The 26,156-nt window shown below is 43.2% G+C and carries 22 protein-coding genes and 2 tRNA genes; 10 read left to right on the top strand and 14 right to left on the bottom strand.

Annotated elements, in window-relative coordinates; all coding sequences use genetic code 11:
- Positions 1–17 precede the first annotated feature (17 nt).
- Genes F947_RS08310 through F947_RS08295 form a run of 4 tightly spaced genes read right to left on the bottom strand, consistent with a single transcriptional unit; the run spans position 18 to position 2,939 of the window.
- Entirely contained in the window at positions 18–542 is a 525-nt protein-coding gene (locus F947_RS08310; protein ID WP_004974465.1) for a pilus assembly protein PilP, read from the bottom strand.
- Positions 542–1,249: a type IV pilus inner membrane component PilO gene (locus F947_RS08305; RefSeq protein ID WP_004974463.1), complete on the bottom strand. Its 708-nt coding sequence runs from the start codon at positions 1,247–1,249 to the stop codon at positions 542–544. The genes F947_RS08310 and F947_RS08305 overlap by 1 nt, the downstream gene beginning before the upstream one ends.
- The gene (locus F947_RS08300; RefSeq protein WP_004974461.1) at positions 1,246–1,881 is read right to left on the bottom strand and encodes a PilN domain-containing protein; all 636 of its coding nucleotides are present in this window, start codon (positions 1,879–1,881) and stop codon (positions 1,246–1,248) included. Before F947_RS08300 ends, F947_RS08305 begins: the two co-directional genes overlap by 4 nt.
- Positions 1,881–2,939 carry a pilus assembly protein PilM gene (locus tag F947_RS08295; RefSeq protein WP_004974460.1) on the bottom strand — a complete coding sequence of 353 codons (1,059 nt, stop codon included), beginning with the start codon at positions 2,937–2,939 and terminating at the stop codon, positions 1,881–1,883. Before F947_RS08295 ends, F947_RS08300 begins: the two co-directional genes overlap by 1 nt.
- Positions 2,940–3,108: 169 nt before the next feature.
- On the opposite strand from F947_RS08295, the gene ponA reads away from it, so the two are divergent.
- A complete protein-coding gene (gene ponA, locus F947_RS08290) occupies positions 3,109–5,658 on the top strand; it encodes a penicillin-binding protein PBP1a (protein WP_026438400.1) in 2,550 nt (849 codons plus the stop codon).
- 123 nt (positions 5,659–5,781) lie between these two features.
- Here ponA and F947_RS08285 read toward each other — a convergent pair whose 3' ends face one another.
- The 8 genes from F947_RS08285 to F947_RS08250 all read right to left on the bottom strand — a co-directional run bounded on the left by F947_RS08285 (position 5,782) and on the right by F947_RS08250 (position 14,998).
- On the bottom strand, positions 5,782–6,585 hold the full coding sequence (locus F947_RS08285; RefSeq protein WP_004974455.1) for a putative RNA methyltransferase: 804 nt from the start codon (positions 6,583–6,585) through the stop codon (positions 5,782–5,784).
- Between the two features lie 71 nt (positions 6,586–6,656).
- Complete coding sequence (gene mraY / locus F947_RS08280) at positions 6,657–7,775, bottom strand: phospho-N-acetylmuramoyl-pentapeptide-transferase (RefSeq protein WP_004974448.1); 1,119 nt, start codon at positions 7,773–7,775, stop codon at positions 6,657–6,659.
- On the bottom strand, positions 7,776–9,185 hold the full coding sequence (locus F947_RS08275; protein ID WP_004974445.1) for a UDP-N-acetylmuramoyl-tripeptide--D-alanyl-D-alanine ligase: 1,410 nt from the start codon (positions 9,183–9,185) through the stop codon (positions 7,776–7,778).
- 9 nt (positions 9,186–9,194) lie between these two features.
- Entirely contained in the window at positions 9,195–10,688 is a 1,494-nt protein-coding gene (locus tag F947_RS08270) for a UDP-N-acetylmuramoyl-L-alanyl-D-glutamate--2,6-diaminopimelate ligase (RefSeq protein WP_004974444.1), read from the bottom strand.
- A 10-nt stretch (positions 10,689–10,698) separates the two neighbouring features.
- Positions 10,699–12,522 (bottom strand): penicillin-binding protein PBP3, encoded by a 1,824-nt coding sequence (gene ftsI, locus F947_RS08265; protein ID WP_004974442.1) that lies wholly within the window; start codon positions 12,520–12,522, stop codon positions 10,699–10,701.
- A 12-nt stretch (positions 12,523–12,534) separates the two neighbouring features.
- The gene (ftsL, locus tag F947_RS08260; RefSeq protein WP_004974439.1) at positions 12,535–12,864 is read right to left on the bottom strand and encodes a cell division protein FtsL; all 330 of its coding nucleotides are present in this window, start codon (positions 12,862–12,864) and stop codon (positions 12,535–12,537) included.
- 11 nt (positions 12,865–12,875) lie between these two features.
- Complete coding sequence (gene rsmH / locus F947_RS08255) at positions 12,876–13,787, bottom strand: 16S rRNA (cytosine(1402)-N(4))-methyltransferase RsmH (RefSeq protein ID WP_004974437.1); 912 nt, start codon at positions 13,785–13,787, stop codon at positions 12,876–12,878.
- Positions 13,788–13,984: 197 nt separating this feature from the next.
- Positions 13,985–14,998, bottom strand: a complete 1,014-nt coding sequence (locus tag F947_RS08250) for a sulfate ABC transporter substrate-binding protein (RefSeq protein WP_004974436.1) — start codon at positions 14,996–14,998, stop codon at positions 13,985–13,987.
- A gap of 504 nt (positions 14,999–15,502) precedes the next feature.
- Here F947_RS08250 and F947_RS08245 point away from each other — a divergent pair.
- The 5 genes from F947_RS08245 to F947_RS08225 all read left to right on the top strand — a co-directional run bounded on the left by F947_RS08245 (position 15,503) and on the right by F947_RS08225 (position 18,181).
- Positions 15,503–15,790 (top strand): hypothetical protein, encoded by a 288-nt coding sequence (locus F947_RS08245; RefSeq protein WP_004974433.1) that lies wholly within the window; start codon positions 15,503–15,505, stop codon positions 15,788–15,790.
- Positions 15,791–15,931: 141 nt separating this feature from the next.
- Positions 15,932–17,440, top strand: a complete 1,509-nt coding sequence (gltX, locus tag F947_RS08240) for a glutamate--tRNA ligase (RefSeq protein WP_004974431.1) — start codon at positions 15,932–15,934, stop codon at positions 17,438–17,440.
- A gap of 57 nt (positions 17,441–17,497) precedes the next feature.
- Positions 17,498–17,573 (top strand) — tRNA-Ala (locus tag F947_RS08235).
- Between the two features lie 36 nt (positions 17,574–17,609).
- Positions 17,610–17,685, top strand: a tRNA-Glu gene (locus F947_RS08230).
- Between the two features lie 154 nt (positions 17,686–17,839).
- A complete protein-coding gene (locus F947_RS08225) occupies positions 17,840–18,181 on the top strand; it encodes a hypothetical protein (protein WP_004974430.1) in 342 nt (113 codons plus the stop codon).
- 128 nt (positions 18,182–18,309) lie between these two features.
- On the opposite strand, the gene ettA is transcribed toward F947_RS08225, so the two are convergent.
- Positions 18,310–19,971, bottom strand: coding sequence for an energy-dependent translational throttle protein EttA (gene ettA / locus F947_RS08220; RefSeq protein ID WP_004974427.1), 1,662 nt, complete (start codon positions 19,969–19,971; stop codon positions 18,310–18,312).
- A gap of 281 nt (positions 19,972–20,252) precedes the next feature.
- Between ettA and F947_RS08215 the strand changes: the two genes are divergently transcribed.
- From F947_RS08215 to F947_RS08200, 4 genes are all read left to right on the top strand, one after another.
- Positions 20,253–21,530, top strand: a complete 1,278-nt coding sequence (locus F947_RS08215) for an O-acetylhomoserine aminocarboxypropyltransferase/cysteine synthase family protein (RefSeq protein ID WP_004974425.1) — start codon at positions 20,253–20,255, stop codon at positions 21,528–21,530.
- A 307-nt stretch (positions 21,531–21,837) separates the two neighbouring features.
- Complete coding sequence (locus F947_RS08210; protein ID WP_004974423.1) at positions 21,838–22,725, top strand: SDR family NAD(P)-dependent oxidoreductase; 888 nt, start codon at positions 21,838–21,840, stop codon at positions 22,723–22,725.
- Positions 22,726–22,924: 199 nt separating this feature from the next.
- Complete coding sequence (locus F947_RS08205; protein ID WP_004974421.1) at positions 22,925–23,221, top strand: hypothetical protein; 297 nt, start codon at positions 22,925–22,927, stop codon at positions 23,219–23,221.
- 99 nt (positions 23,222–23,320) lie between these two features.
- Positions 23,321–23,632 (top strand): hypothetical protein, encoded by a 312-nt coding sequence (locus F947_RS08200; protein ID WP_004974419.1) that lies wholly within the window; start codon positions 23,321–23,323, stop codon positions 23,630–23,632.
- Between the two features lie 88 nt (positions 23,633–23,720).
- On the opposite strand, the gene F947_RS08195 is transcribed toward F947_RS08200, so the two are convergent.
- Positions 23,721–26,072 (bottom strand): Tex family protein, encoded by a 2,352-nt coding sequence (locus F947_RS08195; RefSeq protein WP_004974417.1) that lies wholly within the window; start codon positions 26,070–26,072, stop codon positions 23,721–23,723.
- Positions 26,073–26,156: the final 84 nt, after the last annotated feature.

Here is a 26,156-nt window from a genome sequence, read left to right as displayed (position 1 = left end):
ATTTTTATTCCTTTAATTTATGGCGCAGGCCCAATTAAAACTAAACTTCTTGGACGTTCTACATAACCTTCACGACCATCTGGAATAATTTCGATTAAATCAATTTGTGTAGGTGTAATATTCACCACACGACCATGATTTACCCCCATATAGCTACCACGCTGGATACGCTCAATTTCACCATCAGGTGTTTGAATCAATGCCAAAATTTGACCATTTTGACGCATACTGCCTTTCATAGTCAGTGACTCAAGTGCGTAATTTTCCAGTGGTTGTAACTGGCGAGCAAGGTTCGGATAAACGCGCTTCCCTGCCATAATTTTAAGCTCTGCCGCCAATGAACTTGGCATAAATGGGCTTTTGAGCTGGTGTGCTGCATAGTTAAAGGTTGGTGCAGGCTCAAACACAGGTGCAGGTTCAATGGGTAGTGGTGGCTGATTACGAATTTCAGCCATTTGTGCATTGACTGCATCAATCCGTGAATCACATCCCACCATCAACAAAGTTACCATCAGAGCCAACGAAAGCTTTTCAATTTTCATTATTTCGCTCCTCCAGCATTACCCGCGGTTTGTGCATCTGCACTGCCGACATAACGATAAGTTTTTGCTTGTGCTTTATAGGTCACTTGCGGAATATCGGTTTTCTTGTCTTTATTTTCAGTCGCCACAATTTCAAAGTCGTGCATGGTCACAATACGTGGCAATGCTGCTGTACCGCTTACGAATGAACCAAAGGCATGATAATCGCCTGTCGCTTCAATTGAAATTGGCTGTTCAATAAAGAACTCTTGTTTAATTTCGTTCTCTAAACGAATGTTTTTAAACTTCAAACCTGAATTCACGCCTGTGACGTTAATATCTTCAACTAAACCTGGAATTTCAGTTTCTTTTGGCAATTGTTCAAGTTGTTGGTTAAAGTTCGCTTCCATTTCTTGTAATTGCGCTTGGTATTGCTGCAAATTACGCAATTTAGAATCTTTTTCACGGAACTCATTTAACAAGTTTTGTTCTTGTGTATGTGCTGCTGCAATGGCATCTAACTTTGGCTTGATTACGACAAAGTAACCTAAAGCTAGAATCAGGAAAATAATAAAAATCCAGCAGGTAATTTTGACCGAAAGTGGCCAAGCACCATAATTGTTAGGATCTAGGGTATTGAACTGTTGAAAAAACTTTTCAACTGTCATTTTCTTTTTCGGAGCAACAGCAGCATCCTGATTTACTTCATCAAATTCATCGAGACTCATTGTGCTGCCCCCGCTGCTGATGTTGAATTAGATTCTGTTGGTGTTACTGGAATTGCAATTTCTTCTAAATCTGAAGTCACTACAAAAGTACCGTAACTTTCCTCTACACGAGGAACCACAGAGCTTGGTGCTTTATCTTTATTTTCTTCTTTAGCTAAGAATGAATTCATAAATGCATTGCGATACCACGGCGATGCTTCCAAATTACGCAAGAATTCAGCCACCGTATTTGGACTTTCAGCCTTGCCCTCAAAAGTGAATTTATTGCCTGTACGGCTCACTTTGGTTAAGTACATATTGCTTGGTGTCACACGCACCAATTCATCCACCAAACGCACGGCAATTGGACGCTGACTTTGTAAGCCCTGAATAAGCTTCATGCGCTCAACAATGGCATTACGCTGTTCTTGCAAGCCTTCTAAAGATTTTAATTGTACATCTAGGTTTTGGTTGGTACTGATCACCAATTGATTGGCTTGTTCTTGATCTTGTAACTTCGCGTTGTAGAAGAACCACGCCAAAGCCACCAATAACACCCCAACAGCAGCCGCTGCAATACAAAATACAATAAATTCTTTTTTACGTTTTTCTCTTAGCTCATCGCGCCAAGGGAGTAAGTTAATCTTTGCCATTAATCAAAACTCCTCATTGCTAAACCACATGCCACCATCAATGACGGCGCATCACTTTCAATTCTTTTAATGTCGATTTGTGGAGAGAAGCCCATTTGTAAGAATGGATTGGCAATGGTCACACGGTAGCCCAGTTTTTGCTGCAACAACTTCGCAAGACCTGGAATATTGGCATTCCCCCCTGCCAATAAAATGTGATCAATTTCGTTAAATTGTGAAGATGAGAAAAAGAACTGCAATGAACGTGCCGCTTGTTGCACCACCGCTTCTAAGAACGGTTCGAGCACCTCTACATCGTAGTCATCTGGCAAAGTACGGCTTTTTTTCGCACGCCCTGCTTCTTCATACGACAAACCATAACGGTTTTGAATTTCTTGTGTCAGCTGCTTACCGCCAAAGGTTTGCTCGCGGGTATAAATAATTTTGTTATTTTGCAGTACCGACAAGGTGGTCATGGTATGACCAATATCCAAAATACCAATGGTGTTCACACCCATTGGCAGGGTATCGGAGAACACTTTAAAGGCATTTTCGATGGCAAAACTTTCGACATCGGCAATTTTGGCTGTCAAGCCGCCCAACTCCAATGCTTCTACTCGTGCTTCTACGTTTTCTAAACGTGTTGCAACCAGTAACACATTGACTCGGTTTGGATTGGCTAAACGGTCTGGTTGGACTTCAAAGTCTAGGCTGACTTCATCTAATGGGAATGGAATATATTGCTCGGCGTCCATACGAATTTGAACTTCACGCTCATCGCTAGTCATATCTGCATCCATTTCAATGATTTTGGTAATCACCATTGAGGTTGGAATTGCTAATGCTGCAGATGTAGATTGCGTGTTTGCTAAGTTCAATGCACGTTCAAGCGCATCCCCGACTGCTTCTGGATTGAGAATGTTTTTTTCAACCACACTGCCTTCTGGAAGTGGGACCAGCGCATAGCTCTCGACCCAGTATCTACCATTCTTAACAGAGAGTTCTAATAACTTAACAGAAGTAGAACTAATATCTACACCTATTAACCCCTTACTTGGCTTACGATATAACCTACGCACAATAGTACCATTCCTATTATTTTTTTATCCCCAAAAAAATTTAACCTACTAATCCGCGCTGGTCTATAATTTTTTACGGATACAATAATTCATCTAACAATCCGTAAATCTACTCGCTATACTGACCAGCAATTAGTTTGCTATTAGCGCTTATTAAAACGCACTTGTTATGAAAAAGCTATCTTGTTCGGGTCGTGTTCATCCATTTTTTTTGATCATAATTATAATTTTGGTCGCAATACCGATGGGTTTCTATGGCATGTATCTCTATATTGCCCCATCTTTGCCAGAAATGACCACCTTAAAAAAAGCGCCATTATTAAAACCATTACAGGTTTATAGTGCCGATAATGAGCTAATTGCCGAGTATGGCGGCAAGCTTTCTGTGCCTGTCGATTATGAACATATTCCTGAAAAATTCATTTTTGCATTCTTAGCTGCAGAAGATTCTGCCTTTTTTGAACACAGTGGGATTAGCTTCAAAGGCTTAGGGCGCGCGTTGAGCGAGGCGGTAACAGGCTCCAATGTACAAACTGGCGGCTCAACCATTACCATGCAAGTGGCAAAAAACTATTATCTCAGCCCTGATCGTACTTTAAAGCGTAAACTCACCGAAATCTTTTTAGCGCGTAAAATTGAACAGAACCTGAGCAAAGAAGAAATTTTGACTTTATACGTCAATAAAATCTTTTTGGGTAAAAATGCCTATGGCATCGCGGCAGCTGCCAAAATTTATTACAACAAAAGCTTAGAAGAGCTGTCGATTGCACAAATGGCGATGATTGCAGGCCTACCTAAAGCACCTTCGCGCTACAATCCTGTGGTGAATCCTGAACGTGCTTTGGAGCGTCGCAACTGGATTTTGGGACGTATGCTGCAACTGGGCTATATCAATCAAAATGAATATCAAAAAGCCATTGCTGAACCCATTAATTTAGATATGCCAGACCGCAGCATCAGCAATAAACATCCGTATATTGGGGAAATGGTGCGTGCTGAACTGGTTAGTAAATTTGGCGAACAAGCGGTTGATTCGGGCTATAAAGTTTACACCACGGTAGACAGCAAACGTCAGATGTATGCAGAACAGGCGGTACAAGAAGGCTTAGAAGCCTATGACCGTCGCCACGGCTGGCGTGGTGCAGAGGCACACGACAAACCGCTGAATGAGTTTCGTGCTTATGCCAACACCTACCCTGCGCAAGTCAGCAAAGTGCTGAATAATTCTTTTGAAGCGTTAATGCAAGATGGCACAACAGTTACTGTACCATGGTCAGGTATGTCTTGGGCGCGCCCCTATCGCAATGCCAACAGTGTAGGCAATGCGCCAAGTCGTGCGGCACAGATTGTAAAAGTCAAAGATATTGTCCGTTTACGTCCAAATGAAAATAAAACCGCTTGGTCATTGGTACAAGTACCGAAAGTGCAAGGTCAATTGGTCGCAATTAACCCAAATAATGGCGCCATTGAAGCGTTGGTCGGTGGATACAACTTCTATCAATCTAAGTTCAACCGTACTTTACAAGGTTGGCGTCAACCGGGTTCCACCATCAAACCTTTTGTGTATGCTCTGGCTTTAGAGCGTGGTATGACGCCACACACCATGGTCAATGACAGTCCAATCACCATTGGTAAATGGTCACCACGTAACTCCGATGGTCGCCATTTAGGCATGATTCCGTTACGTCGTGCTCTCTATTTATCTCGTAACACGGTTTCGGTACGCTTATTACAAGAAGTCGGTATTGAGCGTACCCGCCAACTATTCATGGATTTTGGTTTGCAGGAAGATCAGATTCCGCGTAACTACACCATTGCATTGGGTACACCACAAGTTTTGCCTATTCAAATGGCAACGGGCTATGCCACTTTTGCCAACGGTGGTTACCGTATTCAACCGCACTTCATTAACCGTATTGAAGATGCTTATGGCAAGGTGATTTATCAAGCCAATCCTGAATATGCGTGTATTGCTTGTATTAATTCCAAAGAACAAACGACTGAAAGCGCCGAAGCCACCACACCAGATGATGAAGTGATTGAAGTGACCAATAAAAAACTGGCACAAGCTGAACAATATCCGAACTTATTGGCAGAGCGTAGTCAGTACAAACAGGCACAACGTATTTTAAAATCTAGCTCGGCGTATGATATGTCCAATATTTTACGTGACGTAATTCAACATGGTACTGGACGTGCTGCGCTCAGAATTGGTCGTGGTGATATTGGCGGTAAAACAGGAACCACCAACGATGCAAAAGACGCTTGGTTCGCAGGTTTCAACGGCAAACTGGTGACCGTAGCTTGGGTCGGCTTTGACCAACCGACCACTTTAGGACGTCGTGAATACGGTGGTATCGCAGCGCTGCCAATTTGGACAGACTTTATGGGTAATGCACTCAAAGGCACACCTGAAGCTTGGGTCAGTTTGGACAGCAAAGCCAAAGCGCCACAGCGTGAACTCAATCAAATGAGCGCAGAACAACAGCAGGATTATCGTGCTTCACCGCCATTGGCACGACCATTGTATCGACCTGCACCTGCAGCACCAGTACGCGCGCCTGAGCGTGATTTTGACGACTTACCAGGCGAGGAAGTGTTAATTCCTGACAATGCTGCACCGCCTGCCATGCAAGCGCCAAGCAACAACCCTGCTAAACCCAATGCAGCCAAACCTGCTCCCGATGCATTAGAAAACTTAATTGATGAAGTCTTATAACCGCAGATAAGCAGTCAGAAAAAAGCCCTCATTTACAAAAATAAGGGCTTTTTTATGGGTACAACTTAAACTTTACTGACAGTCAGTTTTTCAAAAGTATGAGTTTGACAGAAGCACTCAAACTTACTTTTTCTGAAACAGATAAATTTGATGCTGTGCTGTCACATCAAATTGGGTTTGTTGTTCCAAGGTCTGACGACGCTCTGCTTTGGCTTTGTAAGCATAAGGTGTCATGGCAATTAAATGATTTAAATCGCTTTGATTGAGCTGCAACGGCGTTTCCACCACGCTAGCATCGACTAAATCAAAGGCATCTTGTAATTGAGCGATAAATTTTTCAGGTTCATGCGGCTTCACTTCTTCAAACAAAGCTTGACGCATCGCCAATAAATGCTCAGGCGCAGGCGTTACTACCAACAAATAGCCTTGTGGTTTTAAAACCCGTAAAATTTCCTGTTGCGGAATTGGGCTAAACAAGCTTGCACATAAATCAATACAATGTTCTAAAACAGGCAAAGTTGCCCCTGTCCCCACCACCCAAGTCACTGCGGGATTCAGTTTCGCCGCCACTTGTACGGCATTCTTGGCAATATCCACCCCGACACACTGCAACACTTCGCCTTGCATGGCAGCGGTGTAATAGCCTTCACCACAGCCAATATCCAACAAATTTTCGATGCGTAAGGTGCGAATTTTTTGCACCACTGCCTGTTGCAAGGGCGCATAATGCCCTGCACTTAAAAATGCGCGACGTGCCTGCACCGAAGCAGGTGTATCCCCCGGATTTTTACTGTGCTTATGCTGCACCACATGCAAATTGACGTAGCCTTGTTTCGCAACATCATAGCTGTGATTGTTGGCACAACGCCACGTTCGATCATGCAGTTGCAATACCTGACGACACACAGGACACATCAGCAAATTCATCATTTTCTCCAGAGTGAACCACATAAAAAAGTCGGCGAGTGCCGACTTTTAAAATTTTCGGTTGGATAGGCTTAACGTAATTTTAAAGTCATTAAACCTAAAACCACCAGCATAATTGTGATAATCCAGAAGCGAATCACCACTTGAGTTTCACGCCAGCCTTTCTTTTCATAGTGGTGATGCAACGGCGCCATTAAGAATACCCGTTTATTGCGCATACGTAGTGAACCAATTTGCAGGAATACCGAAATTGCTTCAACTACAAACACCCCACCCATAATCGCAAACACGATTTCCTGACGTACCATCACGGCAATCGTACCCAGCATTGCCCCCAAAGACAATGCGCCGACATCGCCCATAAAGACTTGTGCAGGATGCGCGTTATACCACAGGAAGGCTAAGCCTGCTCCAATCATCGCGGCACAGATTACCACCAACTCAGACGCATATTTCACATAAGGGATATGCAGATAATCGGCAAAACGAACATCCCCCGCTAAGTAGGCAAAGACGCCCAAACCTGCCGCAACCAACACGATTGGCATAATTGCCAAACCATCTAAACCATCAGTCAGGTTCACCGCATTTGAGGCACCGTTAATTACCAAATAGGTAAAGATAATGAAGCCAATACCGAGTGGAATCGACGACAATGGAATGCTGAAATCTTTAAAGAATGGAATCAACACATCCAGCATATCTGCGGTTTGTGCAGGATTTGGCTGTTGGGTTGCAATCACATACAACGCAATACCCGCACCCAATGAGGCCACCGAAGTCCAGAAGAATTTTTTACGCGCAGGCAAACCCGCATTGTCTTTGTAGCGAATTTTAATCCAGTCATCTGCCCAGCCTACAGCGCCAAAAATGACCATAACCGCCAGTACAATCCAGACGTAAGGGTTAGATAAATCTGCCCATAATAGGGTCGAAATACCAATGGAAAGCAGGATTAATACCCCGCCCATGGTTGGCGTACCCATTTTTTTGGCATGCCCCTCAGGTGCATAAGAGCTGACTGCTTGACCGTATTTTAATGCTTGCAGTTTACGAATCATCACAGGACCTAGCACCAAACCGATGCCAAGCGCAGTCAATACACTCAGTAATGAACGTAATGTTAAATAACGAACCACCTGAAACGAGCTGTTATAGCCCGCCAGCTGTTCAAATAACCATAACAGCATTTAAATTTTCTCCATCAATGCAGCCATCAACGTTTCCATATGGGTATAACGAGAACCTTTAAATAGGAAACTCATGGACTGAGGTTGATGTGTTTTTACCAGATCAATTAAAAACGGCAAGGCTTGTTCTTGAGTGACAAAAGCCTGTAATTTTTTTCCATATTGGGTACTGCGCGCACCTTCTTGGGTCGCAGGTGCAAATTCACCGACCGCCACCACAAAGTTGATGCCACCAATAGACACCAAATCACGCCCCAACATATAGTGCTGTTGTGCTGCACTATTGCCCAGCTCACCAATATCACCAATGACCATAACTCGCACACCTGTTTGCTGTGCAAGGACTTCGCCTGCAGCACGCATAGAGGTTGGATTGGCATTATAGGTGTCATCAATGAATAAATGTGTGCCTTGCTGAATAAAGTTCAAACGGCCTTTTGCCCCCTGTGCCTGTTCCAAGCCTGCGACAATATCATCTAAACTTACGCCAATTGCCAGTGCAAAAGTAGCAGCAGCCGTAGCATTCTGAACATTGTGTTCACCCGCGAATGGCAAGTGAATCTGACGCACACCTTGGGCAGTATTTAAACAAAAACTTGCCGATTGTGGCTGCAACTGAATGTCTGTCGCAAATACATCACCGCCTGCACCAAAACTTAGACGCTGTTCTGACTGAACCGCTTGCTGAATCTGTTCAGCAAAATCATCGGCAGCAGGGACAATGGCCGTGCCTTGTGGGGCAATATGTGCATAAATTTCAGACTTAGCCCGACAAATGCCCTCACGTCCACCAAACTCACCCAAATGCGCAGTACCAATATTGATAATGCCTGCCACCTGCGGCTGCACCAAGTTTGAGGTGTAATCGATTTCACCTTGATGACTGGCGCCTAATTCCATCACTGCATATTGATGGCTTGCATTCAACTCCAACAACATCATCGGCACACCCAAGTCATTATTCAGGTTGCCACGGGTAATTAAAGTCGGTGCCAAACGTGACAAAATACTACCGAGCATTTCTTTAGTGGTGGTTTTACCGCTACTGCCTGTTAACGCAATCACTTTTAATTGAGGATGTTGCTGACGACGAAATGCGCCCAAGTGTCCTAAAGCTAAACGGGTATCAGGCACGACCAATTGGCAAATATCTGCGTCTACAGGCTGGCTGACAATTGCCATAGAACAGCCCTGAGTCGCTACTTGTGCCACAAAATCATGCGCATCAAAACGCTCACCTTTTAAAGCCAAAAAGGCATCGCCTGCTTCAGCATGGCGTGAATCGGTTAAAATACGTTTAATCTCGCCTTGCGGTGCTTGCCCATTGAACCAATAACCCTGTGTTGCCTGTTTGAGTTGTTCGGCAGTCCAAGGTTCTAAAATTGCGGTACTGGTGGTGGAAGTGTGCATACAAATTCCTTATTGGGCAGGATAAGCAGAAGGTGAACAATGCTGTGCATCTATCGCAGATTGCACTTCAACCACATCGTCAAACCAGTGTCTTACCCCATCTATTTCTTGATAGTTTTCATGACCTTTGCCTGCAATCAAGACAATATCGCCTGACTGTGCATGTTTGACTGCATATTTAATCGCTTCACGACGATCATGAATTTCATGGCTCTGTGCCACCGACAAATCGACACCTGTCTGCATATCGGCAAAAATTTGCAAAGGATCTTCTGTACGCGGGTTATCAGAAGTCAAAAGCACAACATTGGCATAGTCCAATGCCGCTTGGGTCATCAGTGGGCGTTTACCACGATCCCGATCTCCACCGCAGCCAAACACCGCCCAAAGCTGTGCGCTAACATGGCGTTTTAAGGTTTGCAACACTTGAATTAGGGCATCTGGCGTGTGTGCATAATCCACCACAAATAAACGCTCTGCATCACGCAACACTTGCATACGCCCCGGTGCGCCTTTAAGTTGTGCAGTCGTGTGTATTAAATCCTGTAATGCAAAACCTGCTTGCTCTGCTGCGATTAAACTCGCGACCAAGTTTTCAACATTAAAATGTCCGAGCAACGGACTTTGCACCACATATTCTGCCGTAGCAGTTTGTAGATGGAAACGTACACCATTCAGACTGTATTCAATCTGCTGTACTTGATAGTCTGCCGCTTGCTGCGTGGAATAAGTCAAAATTTTCGGTTGCGCAGGGTTCTGTTGCGCCGCTTGCAACATGATCCCAGCATATTCATCATCTAAATTGACAATTGCAACTTTTAAACTGGCAAACTGAAACAGCATGGCTTTGGCTGCAGCATACGCCTCTAAAGTACCGTGATAATCCAAATGATCACGGCTCAGGTTGCTATATACCGCAATTTCAATATCGCAGCCATTTAAGCGCCCTTGCTCCAAACCATGTGAACTGGCTTCAATTGCGGCAAATTTTGCCCCCTGTTGTGCATAGCTGTATAAAGCATTTTGCAGTTGCAAGGCATCTAAAGTGGTATGTGTTGAAGCTTCCAAATTAGGCAAAATTCCGTTGCCTGTGGTGCCCATGACTGCACAGCGTTGGGCTTGTAACATTAACAACTCAGCAATTAAGCGGGAAATCGTGGTTTTACCATTGGTGCCCGTGACTGCAAGCATACGCGCTAAAGGTACAGGCTGTCGTGCTTGTAAATATTGTTTTTGCCACTGTCCCATGCGCTGACGCACATCTGGCACCACCAAATTATTGGCAACTGCCAGTTCAGTTTCCGAAATCACCGCCAAAGCACCTTGATCTAAAGCTGCTTGTGCAAATTGTGCGGTTTTTTCAGGCTGCGACAAACTGGTCAGGGCAATAAAAATTTGCCCTGCTGTCACATGGCGGCTGTCGAGTTGAAAGCCCTGAAAGTCTTGTATCATCCAATCTGCAACGCGGGAACTGCGATAAATATTTTGAAAGCTGATAGACATGCGTCACCTGTTATTGGATGTTGGGAGTTTCTAAAGGTTTATCTAAAGGTACGTTCATTAAACGTAAAGATTCTTGCATCACACGAGCAAATACAGGCGCTGCCACCAAACCACCATAATACTGTCCTGTTGGATTTTCCACCACGACAACCATGGCTAAACGCGGATCACTGACTGGCGCAACCCCAGCAAACAAGGCACGATATTCAGTCTGTGAATAGCCTTTGCGGTCTGCACGAAGTTTATGCGCTGTTCCCGTTTTACCTGCAACCCGATAGCCTGGAATATTGGCTTGACGTGCCGTACCACCGGGTAACGTTACGGCTTCCATCATCAGTAGAACTTGATCGGCAATTTTAGCATCAACAATTTGTTCGCCTTTAGGCTGTTCTTCTAATTTGTATAAACTCAGCGGCATTTTTACGCCTTTATTGGCAAGCATGGCATAGGCATCTGCCAATTGCAGCACAGTGGCGTTCAAACCATAACCATAAGACATGGTCGCCACTTCCGACACATTCCACTTGCTTGGCGGCAAAATTAAACCTGCACTTTCACCCGGAAATTTCACTGCAGAACGCGCACCAAACCCTAAACGCTTATAAAAAGTCGGCAAGGTCGCATACGGTAAAGATAAGGCAATTTTCGCCACACCCACGTTTGACGATTTTTGGATGATTCCCGCCAAAGTCAGTGAGCCATAATTGTGAGTATCACGAATGGTATGATTACCCACCCGCATTGAACCACCACTTAAATTGACCACGGTATTCGGTGAATATTTGCCACTTTCCAGTGCCATTGCCACCGTCATAGGCTTCATGGTCGAACCCGGTTCAAAAGAATCCACCGCACCACGGTTACGCATGGCATCTTTATTGGACAAACTTTTTTTGTCATTCGGGTTATACGACGGCCAACTGGTCATCGCCAAAATTTCACCCGTTTTCACATCTACCGCAATTGCTGTGGCTGAACGGGCATTATTTGCCACCCCTGCTGCAGTCAATTCACGATACATAATGTATTGCAAACGTGAGTCGATACTCAGGGTAATATTTTCGCCCGGTTCAACCTCTCTCACCACTTCTGGGTCTTTGACACGGTTACCCTTTTTATCGCGCACGATTTGCTGTTCACCATCCACGCCTGCCAAGCGGGTATTTAGCTGCATTTCCAAGCCTTCAATGCCTGTGCCTTCACTATTGGTCAAACCAATAATTTGTGCATTCGGCTGTGGCTGCGGGTAATAACGCTTATAGTTTTTCTCGGTATATACCCCTTGGAAATTACGTTTTAGAATCAGCTCTGCCTGTTGCGGCGGCACTTCTTTTTGTAAAACCAAATAACGTGAACGCGGACGCTCGTTCATTTTATTTTTCAGTTCTTGGCGATCCATCCCAACTGCATCGGCAAGTTCATCTAAATTCAAGTTTTTATCTGGCAATTGACGCTGCAATTTACGACTGGTCGGATTTTTTTCCAGCTCTGCGGTAATTTCATCAAACAACTTTTTATTGTCAAAATAATCACGTGGATCAATCACCACTTTCATTACAGGGGTACTAATTGCCAAAGGCACACCGTGGCGATCATAAATCACCCCGCGCATAGCTTTGAGCTTTTCTGTTCTTAAAATATTGGCATTGGCTTTGTTTTGTAAAAAGTCATGGTTCACAATTTGCACATAAAAAGCACGTCCCACCAGTGCCACGAACACCAGCAGTACCACAGCCCACATTAAGTAAAAACGCCACATTTCTACATGAATGGCATTTTTTCCAGTTACCGATTGCTGTTTCTTTCGGGTTTGCTTTTTGCGCGTATCGACCATGTGCAACTCGCCTTATTGTTGTGCTGAAGTTGTAGGCAAAGAAATCACCACCGTTTGCTGTGCAGGCGGTGAATACATGCGCAATTGCGTCACCGCACGAGTGCCAATTTGTGCAGTTGCACCAAAGGTCTGCTGTTCAATTAACAAACGCCCCCATTCGGCATTTAAGTCATCCCGCTCGCGCATATAAGAACTCAGCTCACGATAATCATGCCGATACTCAAACACCTGAAACACCACCATAATCGCGCTGATAAACACCAGCGCCAATAAAATAAAATAGGCGACCATTTTTTTCAGTCGCACTTGAGATTGATTTTTTTCAACGGTTTCAGTTTTCATTATTGGCCTTTTCAAGCTAATCGTTCTGCAACACGTAGCCATGCGCTGCGTGAGCGTGGATTGGCTTTGACTTCTTCATCACTGGCACGCACACGTGAGATTTTTTTCAATCGACGTGTATCTTGTTGCTGTTGTGGCAAGCCCCAACCCGAATCTTCAGGCAGGCTCGATTCTTTTTGAATAAACTGTTTAATTAAACGATCTTCCAAAGAATGGAAGCTAATTACCGCCAAACGACCTTCGGGTTTTAATACCTCAACCGCCTGCGGTAAGAAGTTTTCAATATCTTCTAATTCTTTATTAATCGCAATACGAATTGCCTGAAAAGTACGTGTTGCAGCGTGTTTGTTTTTTTCCCACTTCGGATGGGCAACTTTTACAATTTCAGCCAATTGTGCGGTAGTTTCAATATAACCCGCCTGTTTAATGGCTTTGGCAATACGGCGGCTATAACGCTCTTCACCATATTGAAAAATCACATTGGCTAAGGCTTCTTCTTCAATATCCACCAGCCATTCTGCCGCAGTCGGGCCTTGTGAGTTGTCCATACGCATATCAAGCGGGCCATCTTTCATAAAGCTAAAACCGCGTTCTGCCTGATCTAGCTGTGGTGACGACACGCCTAAATCGGCCATCACACCATCGACCTGAGTGACGCCCAAATCATTCAACGCTTGCTGCATATCGGCAAAACTGGCATGAATAATCTGAAAGCGCGAATCTTGCTGCGCCAATTCTGCTGCCACGGCCAAAGCTTGTGGATCTTTATCAAAGGCATAGACTCGTGCCTGCGCATCCAATTTGGATAACAACAAACGCGTGTGTCCACCTCGTCCAAAGGTGGCATCGACATAAATTCCTGTATTGCGATCTGCCAACACGGCATCAACAGTTTCATGAAGTAATACAGAAATATGCGACATAAGGTTTAATCAATACAGCTAAAATGTAACTGCACATTATTACCTTGTTTTGGCAAAGCTCCAAACGTCTTTTTGTAGATAAATATTACTTTCCATAGGGAAAACCGTTTTTGACTTTTTTAAAGCACAAAAAAATCTCCGTAGAGATTTTTTTGTGTGCCAATCCAATAAAAGATTATCCGAAAATGGATATCTGTTTAACGCTTAGTATTATAAATTTGGTCGAAAATCGCACCATTCACAAAATGGGTTTTTTGTGCATTTTCCCAACCACCGAACACTTCATCAATGGTGAAAGTTTTTAATTTCGGAAATTGCGCTGCATATTTTGCAAGGACTTTTTCATTACGTGGACGGTAGAAATGCTTAGCCGCCATTTCCTGACCTAAAGGTGAATATAAATAGTTGATATAGCCTGTCGCTAACCATTTATTGCCATTTTTTTCTACTGTGCGGTCTACGATTGCCACCGAAGGTTCAGTCAAAATAGAAATAGATGGATAAACAATATCAAACTTGTCTTTGCCTAAGGTTTTTAAAGTTACAAGGGCTTCATTTTCCCAAGTCAACAACACATCACCAATGCCACGTTCAGCAAATGTAGTCATCGACGCACGTGCTGCCGAATCCATCACTTTTACATTGTGGTACATCTTGCCCACAAATTCTTGCGCTTTGGCCTTAGAGCCGCCCAGCTGCTTTTCTGCATAACCCCAAGCCGATAAATACACCCAACGTGGCAAACCACCTGTTTTCGGGTTAGGGGTAATAATTTGTACGCCTGGTTTGGTTAAGTCATTCCAGTCTTTAATGTTTTTCGGATTGCCTTTACGCACCATAAAGACGATGGTCGAGGTATAAGGCGCAGAGTTATGAGGAAATTCTTTTTGCCAACCTGCTTGGATTTGACCTGACTTTACAATTTCTTCAATGTCATTCGCCAATGCCAAAGTTACGACATCGCCCTTTAAACCATCGACCACAGAACGCGCTTGCTTGCCTGAACCACCATGTGATTGTTTAAAGTTGACGTCTAAACCTGTACGTTTTTTCCAGTACTGACCAAACGACTTGTTAAATTCATCATAAAATTCGCGGGTCGCATCATACGATACATTTAAAAACTGACGATCTGCAGCCTGAGCAGTCGTTGCAGCAAAACCTGTTGCCAATAGCGCAGCAGCCAATAAAGCTTTCAATTGAGTTTTCATTACAGCACACATCACCTTTAATCTGTCGCTCAATATATGCAATGCTCAGGCGCTGCGCAATTTGTAAAAAACATGCAAAAAATGATTAAATTCAAATAATTTAGCTTTAATTAATTGTTTTTAATCAATTTAATTCAAGATGCGGCGTTTATTCCAAATTTATACCTTTTTATGGATTAGATATATGAAAAGTGAATAAAACTTTGATCCGTTTTTAGACTCAACGGTAAAATAAGCGACATCACAGCAATCAAACCCGCTTCAAAACTATTTTATTGTGACTTTTGTAACAATCTTCACGATATCTCCACAGTTGTTTGTTACAACATGTTCTAAATCAAAGATCATCTGAAAAATCGGTATATAGTGAGTAAATAATGATAAAGATCTTATTAAGAGTGTGACGCAAATCTACTTTTGTTATGATTTTTGTGATTAAATATTAAAGTGATTAAAACAATTTATAAATTGTGAGTTCACTCATAAAGGAAAGGGGGAATCAAAATGAAATCTAAACTCATGTTCGCAGTATTACTCAGCTTAAGTACAGTCGGTCACAGTGCAGTGATCAAATCTGCTGAAAGCAAAACCAATTTAACTGAGGCAAAAGGCTCTTTAATTGAAAAAGCCATTACCCAGCAAAAACAGGCAGACAAGCAAAAGTTTGAATCGAATAATGATTTAAAAGTGCTGACTTCAATTAATCTTGCCCCAACTCAAAATTTCTTTGCCTTGCAAAATCAGCGTTTTAGCCGTTTCGTACAAGCCTTATTCCCGCAAGGTAACTCATAAGTCTGCATCAAACTCACTGCCTTTAATCCCCTTTTCAAATGCAGTTGAAACGCCCAAGTACAGAATGTTGAATTTAACATTAAGTACTTGGGCTTTTTCGTTATAATGGTTGCAATTTACATTTTGAATTAATTTTTGCTTATGACTGTTCGTACTCGTATCGCGCCTTCTCCTACTGGTTTCCCGCACGTGGGAACAGCGTATATCGCCTTGTTTAACTTATGTTTTGCCAAACAACACGGTGGTGAATTTATTCTTCGTATTGAAGATACTGACCAACTGCGCTCAACCCCTGAATCTGAAAAAATGATTTTGGATTCATTGCGTTGGTTAGGCTTAAATTGGGCAGAAGGTCCAGATATCGGCGGCCCACATGCACCGTATCGCCAATCTGAACGTATGGATATTTATAAGCAATACGCCTTGCACTTGGTTGAACAAGGGCATGCTTTCTATTGCTTCGCTACTAGCGAAGAACTAGATCAAATGCGTGCAGAACAACAAGCACGTGGTGAAAGCCCGCGCTACGATGGTCGTGGTTTAAACTTGTCTGCAGATGAAGTGCAGCGTCGTTTAGCGGCAGGCGAAGCGCATGTGATTCGTATGAAAGTGCCAACCGAAGGCGTATGTAAATTTAATGACATGCTGCGCGGTGAAGTGGAAATTCCATGGGCGCAAGTCGATATGCAAATTTTGCTGAAAACAGATGGCTTGCCAACTTACCATTTGGCCAACGTGGTCGATGACCATTTGATGCAAATCACTCACGTGATTCGTGGTGAAGAATGGATTCCATCGGCACCGAAACACCAATTGCTTTATCAATATTTTGGTTGGGATATGCCTGTGTTATGCCACATGCCATTGTTGCGTAACCCAGACAAATCAAAATTATCTAAACGTAAAAACCCAACTTCAATCAACTACTACAAAGACATTGGCGTATTACCTGAAGCTTTGCTGAACTATTTAGGTCGCATGGGTTGGTCAATGCCAGATGAAAGTGAAAAATTCACCTTAGCCGAAATGATTGAACACTTTGATATTCAACGTGTTTCACTAGGCGGCCCTATCTTTGATGTGGAAAAACTCAATTGGCTGAATGGTCAATGGATTAAAGCGCTTTCACCTGCTGAGCTGTTAGATACCTTATTGGCTTGGAAAGCAGATCGTGCCAAATTGGAAGAGATTGCTGCCGCGATTCAACCGCGTATTAATTTACTCTCAGAAGCGGTCAATTGGTCTGCACATTACTTCAACCATTTCCCAAGCTTGAGCAAGGAACAGTTTGAAAGTAAAAAACTGTCTGAAGAACAAGTGCGTCAAAGCCTACAATTTGCAATTTGGCGTTTAGAAAGTCTATTTACTTGGAACAACGACACGGTGAGCCAAACCCTAATGGATTTAGCCAACCAAATGGAAATCAAATTGCGTGATTTCATGCCTGCGTTCTTTATTGCAATTGCAGGTTCAACCGCATCTACACCTGTGATGCAAACCATGGTCACCATTGGTCCTGACCTGACCTTTGCGCGTTTGCGTCATGCCTTAGAAGTGGTTGGCGGACCAAGCAAAAAAGAAGTTAAAGTCTGGGAAAAACTGAATGAAAGCATCAAATTGCCGAAAAATGATGCAATTGATCTAGCTTAATTCATTTTTTTGTTGACGTGTGCGCGCAATAGCCCTAATATTGCGCTCACACAGACTGGGGTCATAGCTCAGTTGGTAGAGCGCTACAATGGCATTGTAGAGGTCAGCGGTTCGATCCCGCTTGACTCCACCAAGTTTAAATAAGGCTTTACCTGTGTTGCCTCATCAAGTCCCTATCGTCTAGAGGCCTAGGACATCGCCCTTTCACGGCGGTAACCGGGGTTCGAATCCCCGTAGGGACGCCATATTCAAGATGAATATAAACTCACTTATCTTCATCTTATAATAAAGCTCAAGCAATGACTTGGGCTTTTTTATTGCCCTGTTTTCTGACAGACTGTTTTTGATTTGCCGTACATTTGGTTAGAATAACGATCAGATTAGAATTTTGGAGTTGTAATGCAATACCGATGCCCTAAATGTCAAAGCCCAAAAATCATGCCTGTTGCGCAGGCAGGTCAAACAACACCGCGTCCTGTGGTGCCAAAAAGCTTGGTGATGCTTATTCCAGCGGTATTTGTCTTATTACTTCTTGTCTTGATCAGTATCGCCATGTGGATTTTTGGTGATGGTGCAGGCACAACCTTACAAAGCATTACTGTGGCGGTATTTGTGCTGTGTGTAATTGCAGGTTTCTTGTTTTATCGTGATTTGCCTGATTTCAAAATTTCTATGCAAGCCTTTATGCAGTCACAAAAAAAATGGAAGTGCCGTGAATGTGCACATGAGTGGGAAGTTTAAACCTCACTGGTCTACATCTAGATTAAGAAAAATGTTGCTAGGTTGATCACAAGACCACATCATCGAGCAAATATAAAAAAACCAGCCTTCTCGGCTGGTTTTTTTAATGAGAACTCAAGTTTTTAGACTTAAGCGCCAATTTTACGGTATTTGCTACGTTTGGTTGCCAGATCATCACCATATTTCTTACGGCGATATTCTTCAAACTCAGTATAGTTACCTGTAAAGAATTCTGGTTGCTCATCTTCGAATGACAAGATGTGCGTTGCAATACGGTCTAGGAACCAACGGTCGTGCGATACCACCATCACTGTACCTGGGAAGACTAAAATTGCATCTTCCAGTGCACGTAAAGTTTCAATATCCAAGTCGTTTGATGGCTCATCCAGCAAGATCACGTTTGCGCCCTGCTGTAGAATTTTTGCCAGTTGTAAACGGTTACGCTCACCACCCGACAATTCACCAACGCGTTTTTGCTGATCCTGACCTTTAAAGTTAAAGCGACCAATATAAGCACGCGATGCAATTTCATAATCGCCCACTTTCAAAATGTCTAAACCGCCAGAAACTTCTTCCCAAACAGTTTTGTCATCATCTAGAGTGTCACGAATCTGACCGACATAAGCCACTTTTACCGAGTCACCTAAAGTCACGCTGCCCGTATCAGGTTGCTGCTCGCCAGTCATCATACGGAATAAAGTCGTTTTACCCGCACCGTTTGGACCGACAATCCCCACAATCGCTGCAGGCGGCACAGTAAAGGAAAGGTTTTCGTAAAGTAAGCGATCACCAAATGACTTGCTGATGTTTTCCACTTCCACCACTTTGTTCCCTAAACGTGGGCCAGGTGGAATATAAATTTCAGAAGTTTCGTTACGCTGTTGGAATTCACGCGAGTTAAGCTCTTCAAAACGCTCCATACGCGCTTTGTTTTTCTTTTGCTGGCCTTTCGCATTGGAACGTACCCATTCCAATTCTTTTTTCAAGGCTTTAGCAAAAGATTCTTCTTGCTTCTGTTCTTGCTCTAAACGGTTATTTTTCTGCTCTAACCATGAAGAGTAGTTACCTTGATATGGAATACCATGTCCACGGTCAAGTTCTAAAATCCATTCTGCAACGTTATCCAAGAAGTAACGGTCGTGGGTAATTGCCACAATCGTACCTGGGAAGTCTTTTAAGAAACGCTCTAACCAAGATACAGATTCTGCATCCAAGTGGTTCGTCGGCTCGTCTAGAAGCAGCATGTCTGGTTTAGACAATAACAAACGGCATAAAGCCACACGACGACGCTCACCACCCGATAATTTGTTAACATCAGCATCCCAAGCTGGCAAATTTAATGCTGCCGCTGCTTGTTCAAGCTGATTGTTCAGGTTGTGTGCATCCCAAGTTTGGATAATCGCTTCTAACTTCTCTTGCTCTTTTGCAAGTTTGTCGAAATCTGCATCTGGATCTGCATATTCTGCAAAAACTTGGTCTAAACGCTCTAAAGCATCTAAAGCTTCACGCACACCATCTTCCACGTTGCCGCGTACATCTTTGCTCGGGTCTAGTGGTGGTTCTTGCTCAAGATAACCAATTTTGATGCCTGGCTGTGCACGAGCTTCACCAGAGAAATCTTTATCTACGCCCGCCATAATACGGAGCAAAGTCGATTTACCTGCACCGTTTAAACCAAGCACACCAATTTTCGCACCTGGGAAAAATGATAAGGAGATGTCTTTCAAGATTTCGCGCTTAGGCGGAACCATTTTCGACACTCGGTTCATCGTATAAATATATTGGGCCACGTAGGACTCCTCAATAGAAAACCAAATCTGGGGCTCAGATGAGCAGCCCCTGCTCTAATGAGCGAAAAAATAATCGGGTATTATACCTGAATACGGAGAAAAAATAAGACACCACAAACATCTTGCATGCTTTGTTACAACTCTAGCGATCAGCGGATAAGCACAGGACTTTTTGCCTGCTATATCAAATTTACAGCTAAATATTGCAGCATTTTTACACTTTCTTTCATATTTAAAAGTGCTAGACTCAAACCAATTTAACTCACGAAGATGAAGTAAACATGACCTATAAAGACGAAACTTTGGCCATTCATGCAGGCTATAGCCCAGAACCAACCACCAAAGCCGTGGCTGTGCCTATTTACCAAACCACTTCTTATGCCTTTGATAATACGCAACATGGTGCCGATTTATTTGATTTAAAAGTACAAGGCAATATTTACACCCGTATTATGAACCCAACCACTGCAGTATTGGAGCAACGTGTTGCAGCACTTGAAGGCGGGATTGGCGCATTGGCTTTAGCATCGGGTATGGCTGCAATTACCTACGCAATTCAGACCATTACCGAAGCAGGCGATAACATTGCTTCAGTATCAACTTTATACGGCGGTACTTACAACTTATTTGCCCACACCTTGCCTAAACAAGGCATTGAAGTACGTTTCTTCGATTATCAACAGCCTGAAAGCTTACGCGACCTGATTGATGACAAAACCAAACTGGTCTTTGTAGAATCCATTGGTAACCCATTGGGCAATATTATTGACCTTGAAGCGATTGCGAAAATTGCGCACGAATACGGCATTCCAGTGGTGGTGGATAACACTGTAGCCACGCCTGTCTTGCAAAAATCATTTGATTTTGGCGCAGACATCATCATTCACTCACTGACCAAATATATTGGTGGTCACGGTACGTCTATTGGCGGCATTATTGTCGATAGCGGTAAATTCCCTTGGGGCAAATATCCTGAGCGTTTCAAAGCCTTAAATACACCTGACCCAAGTTACCATGGTGTGAACTATGTAGAAGCCTTAGGCGCTGCAGCATTTATTGCACGTGCACGTGTAGTACCACTACGCAATACAGGTGCAGCGATTAGCCCGCATAACGTATTCCTAATTTTACAAGGTTTAGAAACCTTAAGCCTGCGTATGGAACGCCATACTGAAAACGCGCAAAAAGTAGCGGAATATTTACAGGCACATCCAAAAGTGAAATGGGTCAATTACGCAGGTTTGAAAGATCACCCGCAACATGCGTTGGCACAAAAATATGTGAAAGGCAAACCTTCTGCAATTCTGTCTTTTGGTGTGCAAGATGGCCGTGAAGGCGGAACCCGCTTTATTGATGCACTGCAATTATTCACACGCTTGGTCAATATTGGCGATGCCAAGAGTCTGGCTTGCCACCCTGCAACCACCACTCACCGTCAGTTGAGTGCAGATGAACTCAAAGCGGCTGGTGTGAGTGAAGATATGGTGCGTTTATCCATCGGGATTGAACATGCCGATGACTTAATTGCCGATTTAGAGCAAGCTTTAGCAGCCGTATAAAAACTCATCAGTTCAAACTTTGTACTGGCATCCTGCTGATTAATTTCAACAGGATGCTTTTTTATTTTAATTTTTCTTTGTATGTCTTTGCATTAGCTTTATTTCATGGTAAAAATAAAGATATACAGCTCACAAAAATAGAGCAATTACTCTAAATTCATTTTTAAATTCAACCACTTATTCCATAGCTTTTTTTGTGCAATCGGCTATCATAAAGCCAAGTAAAACAGTTCAAATTCAGTCTGAAATTTGAATCATCAATCTCAATAAAAATGACAACTCAGGAATCTAAATCAGGAATATTAGCGTGAAGCCAAAATTAGAGAAACTTTTTCAACAGCGTGTAAATGGTAAAGTTGCCCTTATTACAGGTGCATCGAGTGGTATTGGTTTAACCGTGGCACATAAGCTAGCCGATGCAGGTGCGCATGTGCTTTTGGTGGCACGTACTCAGGAAACGCTCGAACAAGTCAAAGCTGAAATTGAAGCACGTGGTGGCAAGGCTTCAGTTTTCCCTTGTGATCTAAACGATATGGACTCTATTGATGCTGTATCGCAACAAATTCTTGCCTCTGTCGATCATATTGATATTTTAATTAACAACGCAGGCCGCTCAATCCGTCGTGCAGTACATGAGTCGGTTGATCGTTTCCACGACTTTGAACGTACCATGCAGCTCAACTATTTTGGTGCTGTGCGTTTGGTACTCAATATTTTGCCGCAGATGATGCACCGTAAAGATGGTCACATCATCAACATCAGCTCGATTGGTGTATTAGCCAACGCAACGCGTTTCTCGGCTTATGTGGCATCTAAAGCCGCATTGGATGCGTTTAGTCGCTGTCTATCTGCAGAAGCGCATACACACAAAATTGCGATTACTTCGGTGTATATGCCATTGGTTCGTACCCCAATGATCGCACCAACCAAAATTTATAAGTACGTGCCCACCCTTTCACCTGAGCAAGCGGCAGATTTAATTGCTTATGCGATTGTGAAACGTCCGAAGAAAATTGCGACACATTTGGGTCGTTTGGCTTCAATCACTTATGCGATTGCACCAGACATTAACAACAAACTCATGTCGATTGGTTATAACTTATTCCCAAGCTCTACCGCTTCTGTGGGCGAGCAGCAAAAACTGAACTGGGTACAAAAAGCGTATGCGCGCTTGTTCCCAGGTGAACACTGGTAATTTATACACAATTCAAGTTTTGCTTTAGGCGACCTACGGGTCGCCTATTTGTTTTTACAGCTTAGGTTGAACAGCGCACAACAATACAACATCACTTCAACAATTTTTAAATTGTGCAGCCGCAACTTTTCATGTGATTTTAATATTGGTTTAAGAAATAGCATTCAAAATGACATTACAATAATGAAAGGTACAACACATGAAAACTCTGTATCTGTTTAAGCTATTTTGTTTTTCTGCTGCGGGCTTAAGTTTTTATCACTTATATACTGAGCTTACGCGCAATCATGTAGACACATTTCAAGTGATGACACTGACAGGCCTGGTGGTCTTGTTAGTCGAATTGGGCTATCGCAGCCAACTTGCCGTGTCCATGTCGCATTCATCTGGTGCGATGTCCGAAGTTTCTGCCTCTTCTAATTACAGTTATTTCATGTCTAAATTGGCAGCAGGCAGTATTGCCACAAGTTTTGTTCTGCAAGGCTTAATCCGTTAATTGCTTATTTAAGATCCACAATCTCAACCATAACAAAACATTCAATTGCACCGCATTTTTATGCTATAACACAGCTGTTTTAAGTATTTTGAATGGATTATGCGAGCACTGGCCCTCATTTTACAATATGGCTGTTTTGCCTTTGCCTTGTTTCTGAGTTATCAGGTTGCAATGGCGCTTTATCAGCAAGAATATGAACTTTTAGAGGTTGTTGCCGATGTCGGCACGATTTTAATTTGTATTGATTTGGGCGTATTTTTATTTAGCAGCAAAGCCTCACAGGGTTTAAATCTTCAGGAATATGCTCGCCAACTTGAAGCACCACCGTCAAAACTAGTCGCAGTGACTCGTAAACTTGGACATTTGGGAATTATGCTGATTTTGGTGAGTTGGATTGTACCGTTGATTTAAAATCCATCAAAAAATCTGTATATAAAAATGTTCCTGCAAAACAAAAAGCTCCCGAATTTCGGGAGCTTTTTGTTAGAGCAATTCAAAATTACTTCGAACCTTTAATCCCTGCTTGTAACAACAATGCACCTAAACCACCAATTTTATTTTCTTGTGGTTTAGCGGCTTGTGGTTTTTTCACTGGTGGACGCTCAGTCTGAGGACGTGACTGCTGTGGACGTTTCGCTTGTGGCTTACGCTCTGTACGCTGTTCTTGATCACGACGTGGTGCACGCGCTGCTTTTGCAGGTGCAGCCGAACCTTCAGGACGCATCGATAAATTCACACGGTTACGCTCTACATCAACCTGTAACACACGCACTTGAACAATTTGACCTGGTTTCACCACTTTATGCGGATCAGCCACAAACTCATTGGCCAATTCAGAAATATGTACCAAACCATCCTGATGCACGCCAACATCTACAAATGCACCAAAGTTAGTTACATTGGTCACCACACCTTCAAGCTGCATGCCTTCAGTCAGCTGTGCCACCTCAGTAATATCTTCACGGAACTTAGCCGTACGGAATTCAGGACGTGGGTCACGACCTGGTTTTTCCAATTCAGATAAAACATCCTGAATGGTAGGTAAGCCGACTTGCTCATCCACAAACTCTTCAGCATTCACTGAACGGATAATTTCAGTATTGCCAATAATATCTTTGACTGTAGTCGCTTTAGCAGCCGCAATTTTTTGTACCAAACCATAAGATTCAGGGTGCACTGCAGAAGCATCCAAAGGCTCAGAACCTGCCTGAATACGTAAGAAACCTGCTGCTTGTTCAAAAGTACGTTCGCCTAAACGCGGTACGTTTTTCAAAGCTTGGCGATTGTCAAAACGGCCATGTTCTTTACGGTATTCAACAATTTGCTGTGCAATGGCTTTATTCAAACCTGCGATATAACCCAAAATTGCTGAAGATGCCGTGTTGACATCGACACCGACCGAGTTCACACAGTCTTCTACCACAGCTTCTAAGGTTTTTGCTAAACCTGCCTGATTCACGTCATGTTGATACTGACCCACACCGATTGATTTTGGATCAATTTTTACCAACTCTGCCAATGGGTCTTGCAAACGACGTGCAATCGACACTGCACCACGAATCGACACATCTAGTTCTGGCAACTCTTGCGATGCCAATTCAGAAGCTGAATACACAGATGCACCCGCTTCAGATACAGACACACGTGTTAATTTCAAGTCACTGTGCGCCGCCATCATTTCTGCCACAACCGCTTCAGTTTCACGGCTTGCAGTCCCGTTACCAATCGCGATTAAATCAACATTGTGCTCACGGCATAAACGAGCAAGTTCTTCAATCGCGCCTGCTTTGTCTTCTTTAGGTGCAAATGGATAAACCGTGCTATGTGCAACCACATCGCCAGATTGGTTCACCACAGCCAGTTTGACACCTGTACGGATGCCAGGGTCTACGCCCAGCGTACAACGCGCACCTGCAGGTGCAGAGAGCAATAAATGACGCAAGTTTTCTGCAAAGACATCCATCGCTTCAGCTTCGGCAGCCAAACGCTTTTCAGTCAATAATGAATGTTCGATTTGTGGACGCACTTTGCCCAACCAGAACAATTTTGCCGTTTGCTTTAAAAAGTCCTGACGTGCTTGCGGCTGAATTTGATCTAAATTGTATTCAGTTTCAATACGTGCCAAAGGTGCACTGTCTTCACCATCAACTTTTAAACCCAAGACGTTTTCTTGGCGACCACGCAACATCGCCAATAGGCGATGTGAAGGCACTTTGTTGAGGTTTTCTGAAAAATCGAAGTAATCACGGAATTTTTTGCCCACTTCTTTTTTCTCTTCAGAAGCAACCAAGCTTTTTAATACCGCTGTTTTGGCAAAAATTTCTTTTAATTCTGTGGTTAAGGCAATATTTTGTGCCCATTCATCAATCAGAATGTGTTGTACCGCATCTAGCTGACTGTCTGCATCAGGATAGTCTGCATGACTAAAGCCTGCTAAAGCTTCGCTTGGCTCAACCTGTTCTGCAAAAATTTGCGCTGCAATTGGGCCTAAACCTGCTTCTTTAGCTTTAAACGATTTACTGGTGCGTTTTGGACGGTAAGGCGCGTAAATTTCTTCTAAAGCATTTTTGGTTTCAGCAGCGTTAACCCGTGCCAATAAATCATCAGATAATTTATCTTGTTCTTTGAGTGATTCTATTACTTTTTCGCGACGCTCATATAAATCACGTAAATACGATAAACGTGTATCGAGCTGACGTAGCTGCGTGTCATCTAAACCTTGCGTCACTTCTTTACGGTAACGTGCAATAAATGGAACGCTAGCACCTTCATCAATAAGTTTGATGGCAGCTTCTACTTGATTTGGTCGTACGGCAAGTTCTTTTGCTAACTGCTGAACTAAGTCAGTCATCGTGTGTGATCCTACAAGGATAAGTACTAAAAGCCATGATTATAAAGACCAAGACTATAAAATCCACAATTGTTTTATGAATTT

It is taken from the genome of Acinetobacter towneri DSM 14962 = CIP 107472 (assembly GCF_000368785.1).
GTDB lineage: Bacteria > Pseudomonadota > Gammaproteobacteria > Pseudomonadales > Moraxellaceae > Acinetobacter > Acinetobacter towneri.
This window is presented reverse-complemented; position numbering and strand designations above follow the sequence as displayed.

What these genes read in the sequence shown, in the direction of transcription:
- F947_RS08310 (WP_004974465.1), bottom strand. Translation starts at nt 542, where the DNA reads ATGAAAATTGAAAAGCTTTCGTTGGCTCTGATGGTAACTTTGTTGATG.
- F947_RS08305 (WP_004974463.1), bottom strand. Translation starts at nt 1,249, where the DNA reads ATGAGTCTCGATGAATTTGATGAAGTAAATCAGGATGCTGCTGTTGCT.
- F947_RS08300 (WP_004974461.1), bottom strand. Translation starts at nt 1,881, where the DNA reads ATGGCAAAGATTAACTTACTCCCTTGGCGCGATGAGCTAAGAGAAAAA.
- ponA (WP_026438400.1), top strand. Translation starts at nt 3,109, where the DNA reads ATGAAAAAGCTATCTTGTTCGGGTCGTGTTCATCCATTTTTTTTGATC.
- F947_RS08285 (WP_004974455.1), bottom strand. Translation starts at nt 6,585, where the DNA reads ATGAATTTGCTGATGTGTCCTGTGTGTCGTCAGGTATTGCAACTGCAT.
- mraY (WP_004974448.1), bottom strand. Translation starts at nt 7,775, where the DNA reads ATGCTGTTATGGTTATTTGAACAGCTGGCGGGCTATAACAGCTCGTTT.
- F947_RS08275 (WP_004974445.1), bottom strand. Translation starts at nt 9,185, where the DNA reads ATGCACACTTCCACCACCAGTACCGCAATTTTAGAACCTTGGACTGCC.
- F947_RS08270 (WP_004974444.1), bottom strand. Translation starts at nt 10,688, where the DNA reads ATGTCTATCAGCTTTCAAAATATTTATCGCAGTTCCCGCGTTGCAGAT.
- ftsI (WP_004974442.1), bottom strand. Translation starts at nt 12,522, where the DNA reads ATGGTCGATACGCGCAAAAAGCAAACCCGAAAGAAACAGCAATCGGTA.
- ftsL (WP_004974439.1), bottom strand. Translation starts at nt 12,864, where the DNA reads ATGAAAACTGAAACCGTTGAAAAAAATCAATCTCAAGTGCGACTGAAA.
- rsmH (WP_004974437.1), bottom strand. Translation starts at nt 13,787, where the DNA reads ATGTCGCATATTTCTGTATTACTTCATGAAACTGTTGATGCCGTGTTG.
- F947_RS08250 (WP_004974436.1), bottom strand. Translation starts at nt 14,998, where the DNA reads ATGAAAACTCAATTGAAAGCTTTATTGGCTGCTGCGCTATTGGCAACA.
- F947_RS08245 (WP_004974433.1), top strand. Translation starts at nt 15,503, where the DNA reads ATGAAATCTAAACTCATGTTCGCAGTATTACTCAGCTTAAGTACAGTC.
- gltX (WP_004974431.1), top strand. Translation starts at nt 15,932, where the DNA reads ATGACTGTTCGTACTCGTATCGCGCCTTCTCCTACTGGTTTCCCGCAC.
- F947_RS08225 (WP_004974430.1), top strand. Translation starts at nt 17,840, where the DNA reads ATGCAATACCGATGCCCTAAATGTCAAAGCCCAAAAATCATGCCTGTT.
- F947_RS08215 (WP_004974425.1), top strand. Translation starts at nt 20,253, where the DNA reads ATGACCTATAAAGACGAAACTTTGGCCATTCATGCAGGCTATAGCCCA.
- F947_RS08205 (WP_004974421.1), top strand. Translation starts at nt 22,925, where the DNA reads ATGAAAACTCTGTATCTGTTTAAGCTATTTTGTTTTTCTGCTGCGGGC.
- F947_RS08200 (WP_004974419.1), top strand. Translation starts at nt 23,321, where the DNA reads ATGCGAGCACTGGCCCTCATTTTACAATATGGCTGTTTTGCCTTTGCC.
- F947_RS08195 (WP_004974417.1), bottom strand. Translation starts at nt 26,072, where the DNA reads ATGACTGACTTAGTTCAGCAGTTAGCAAAAGAACTTGCCGTACGACCA.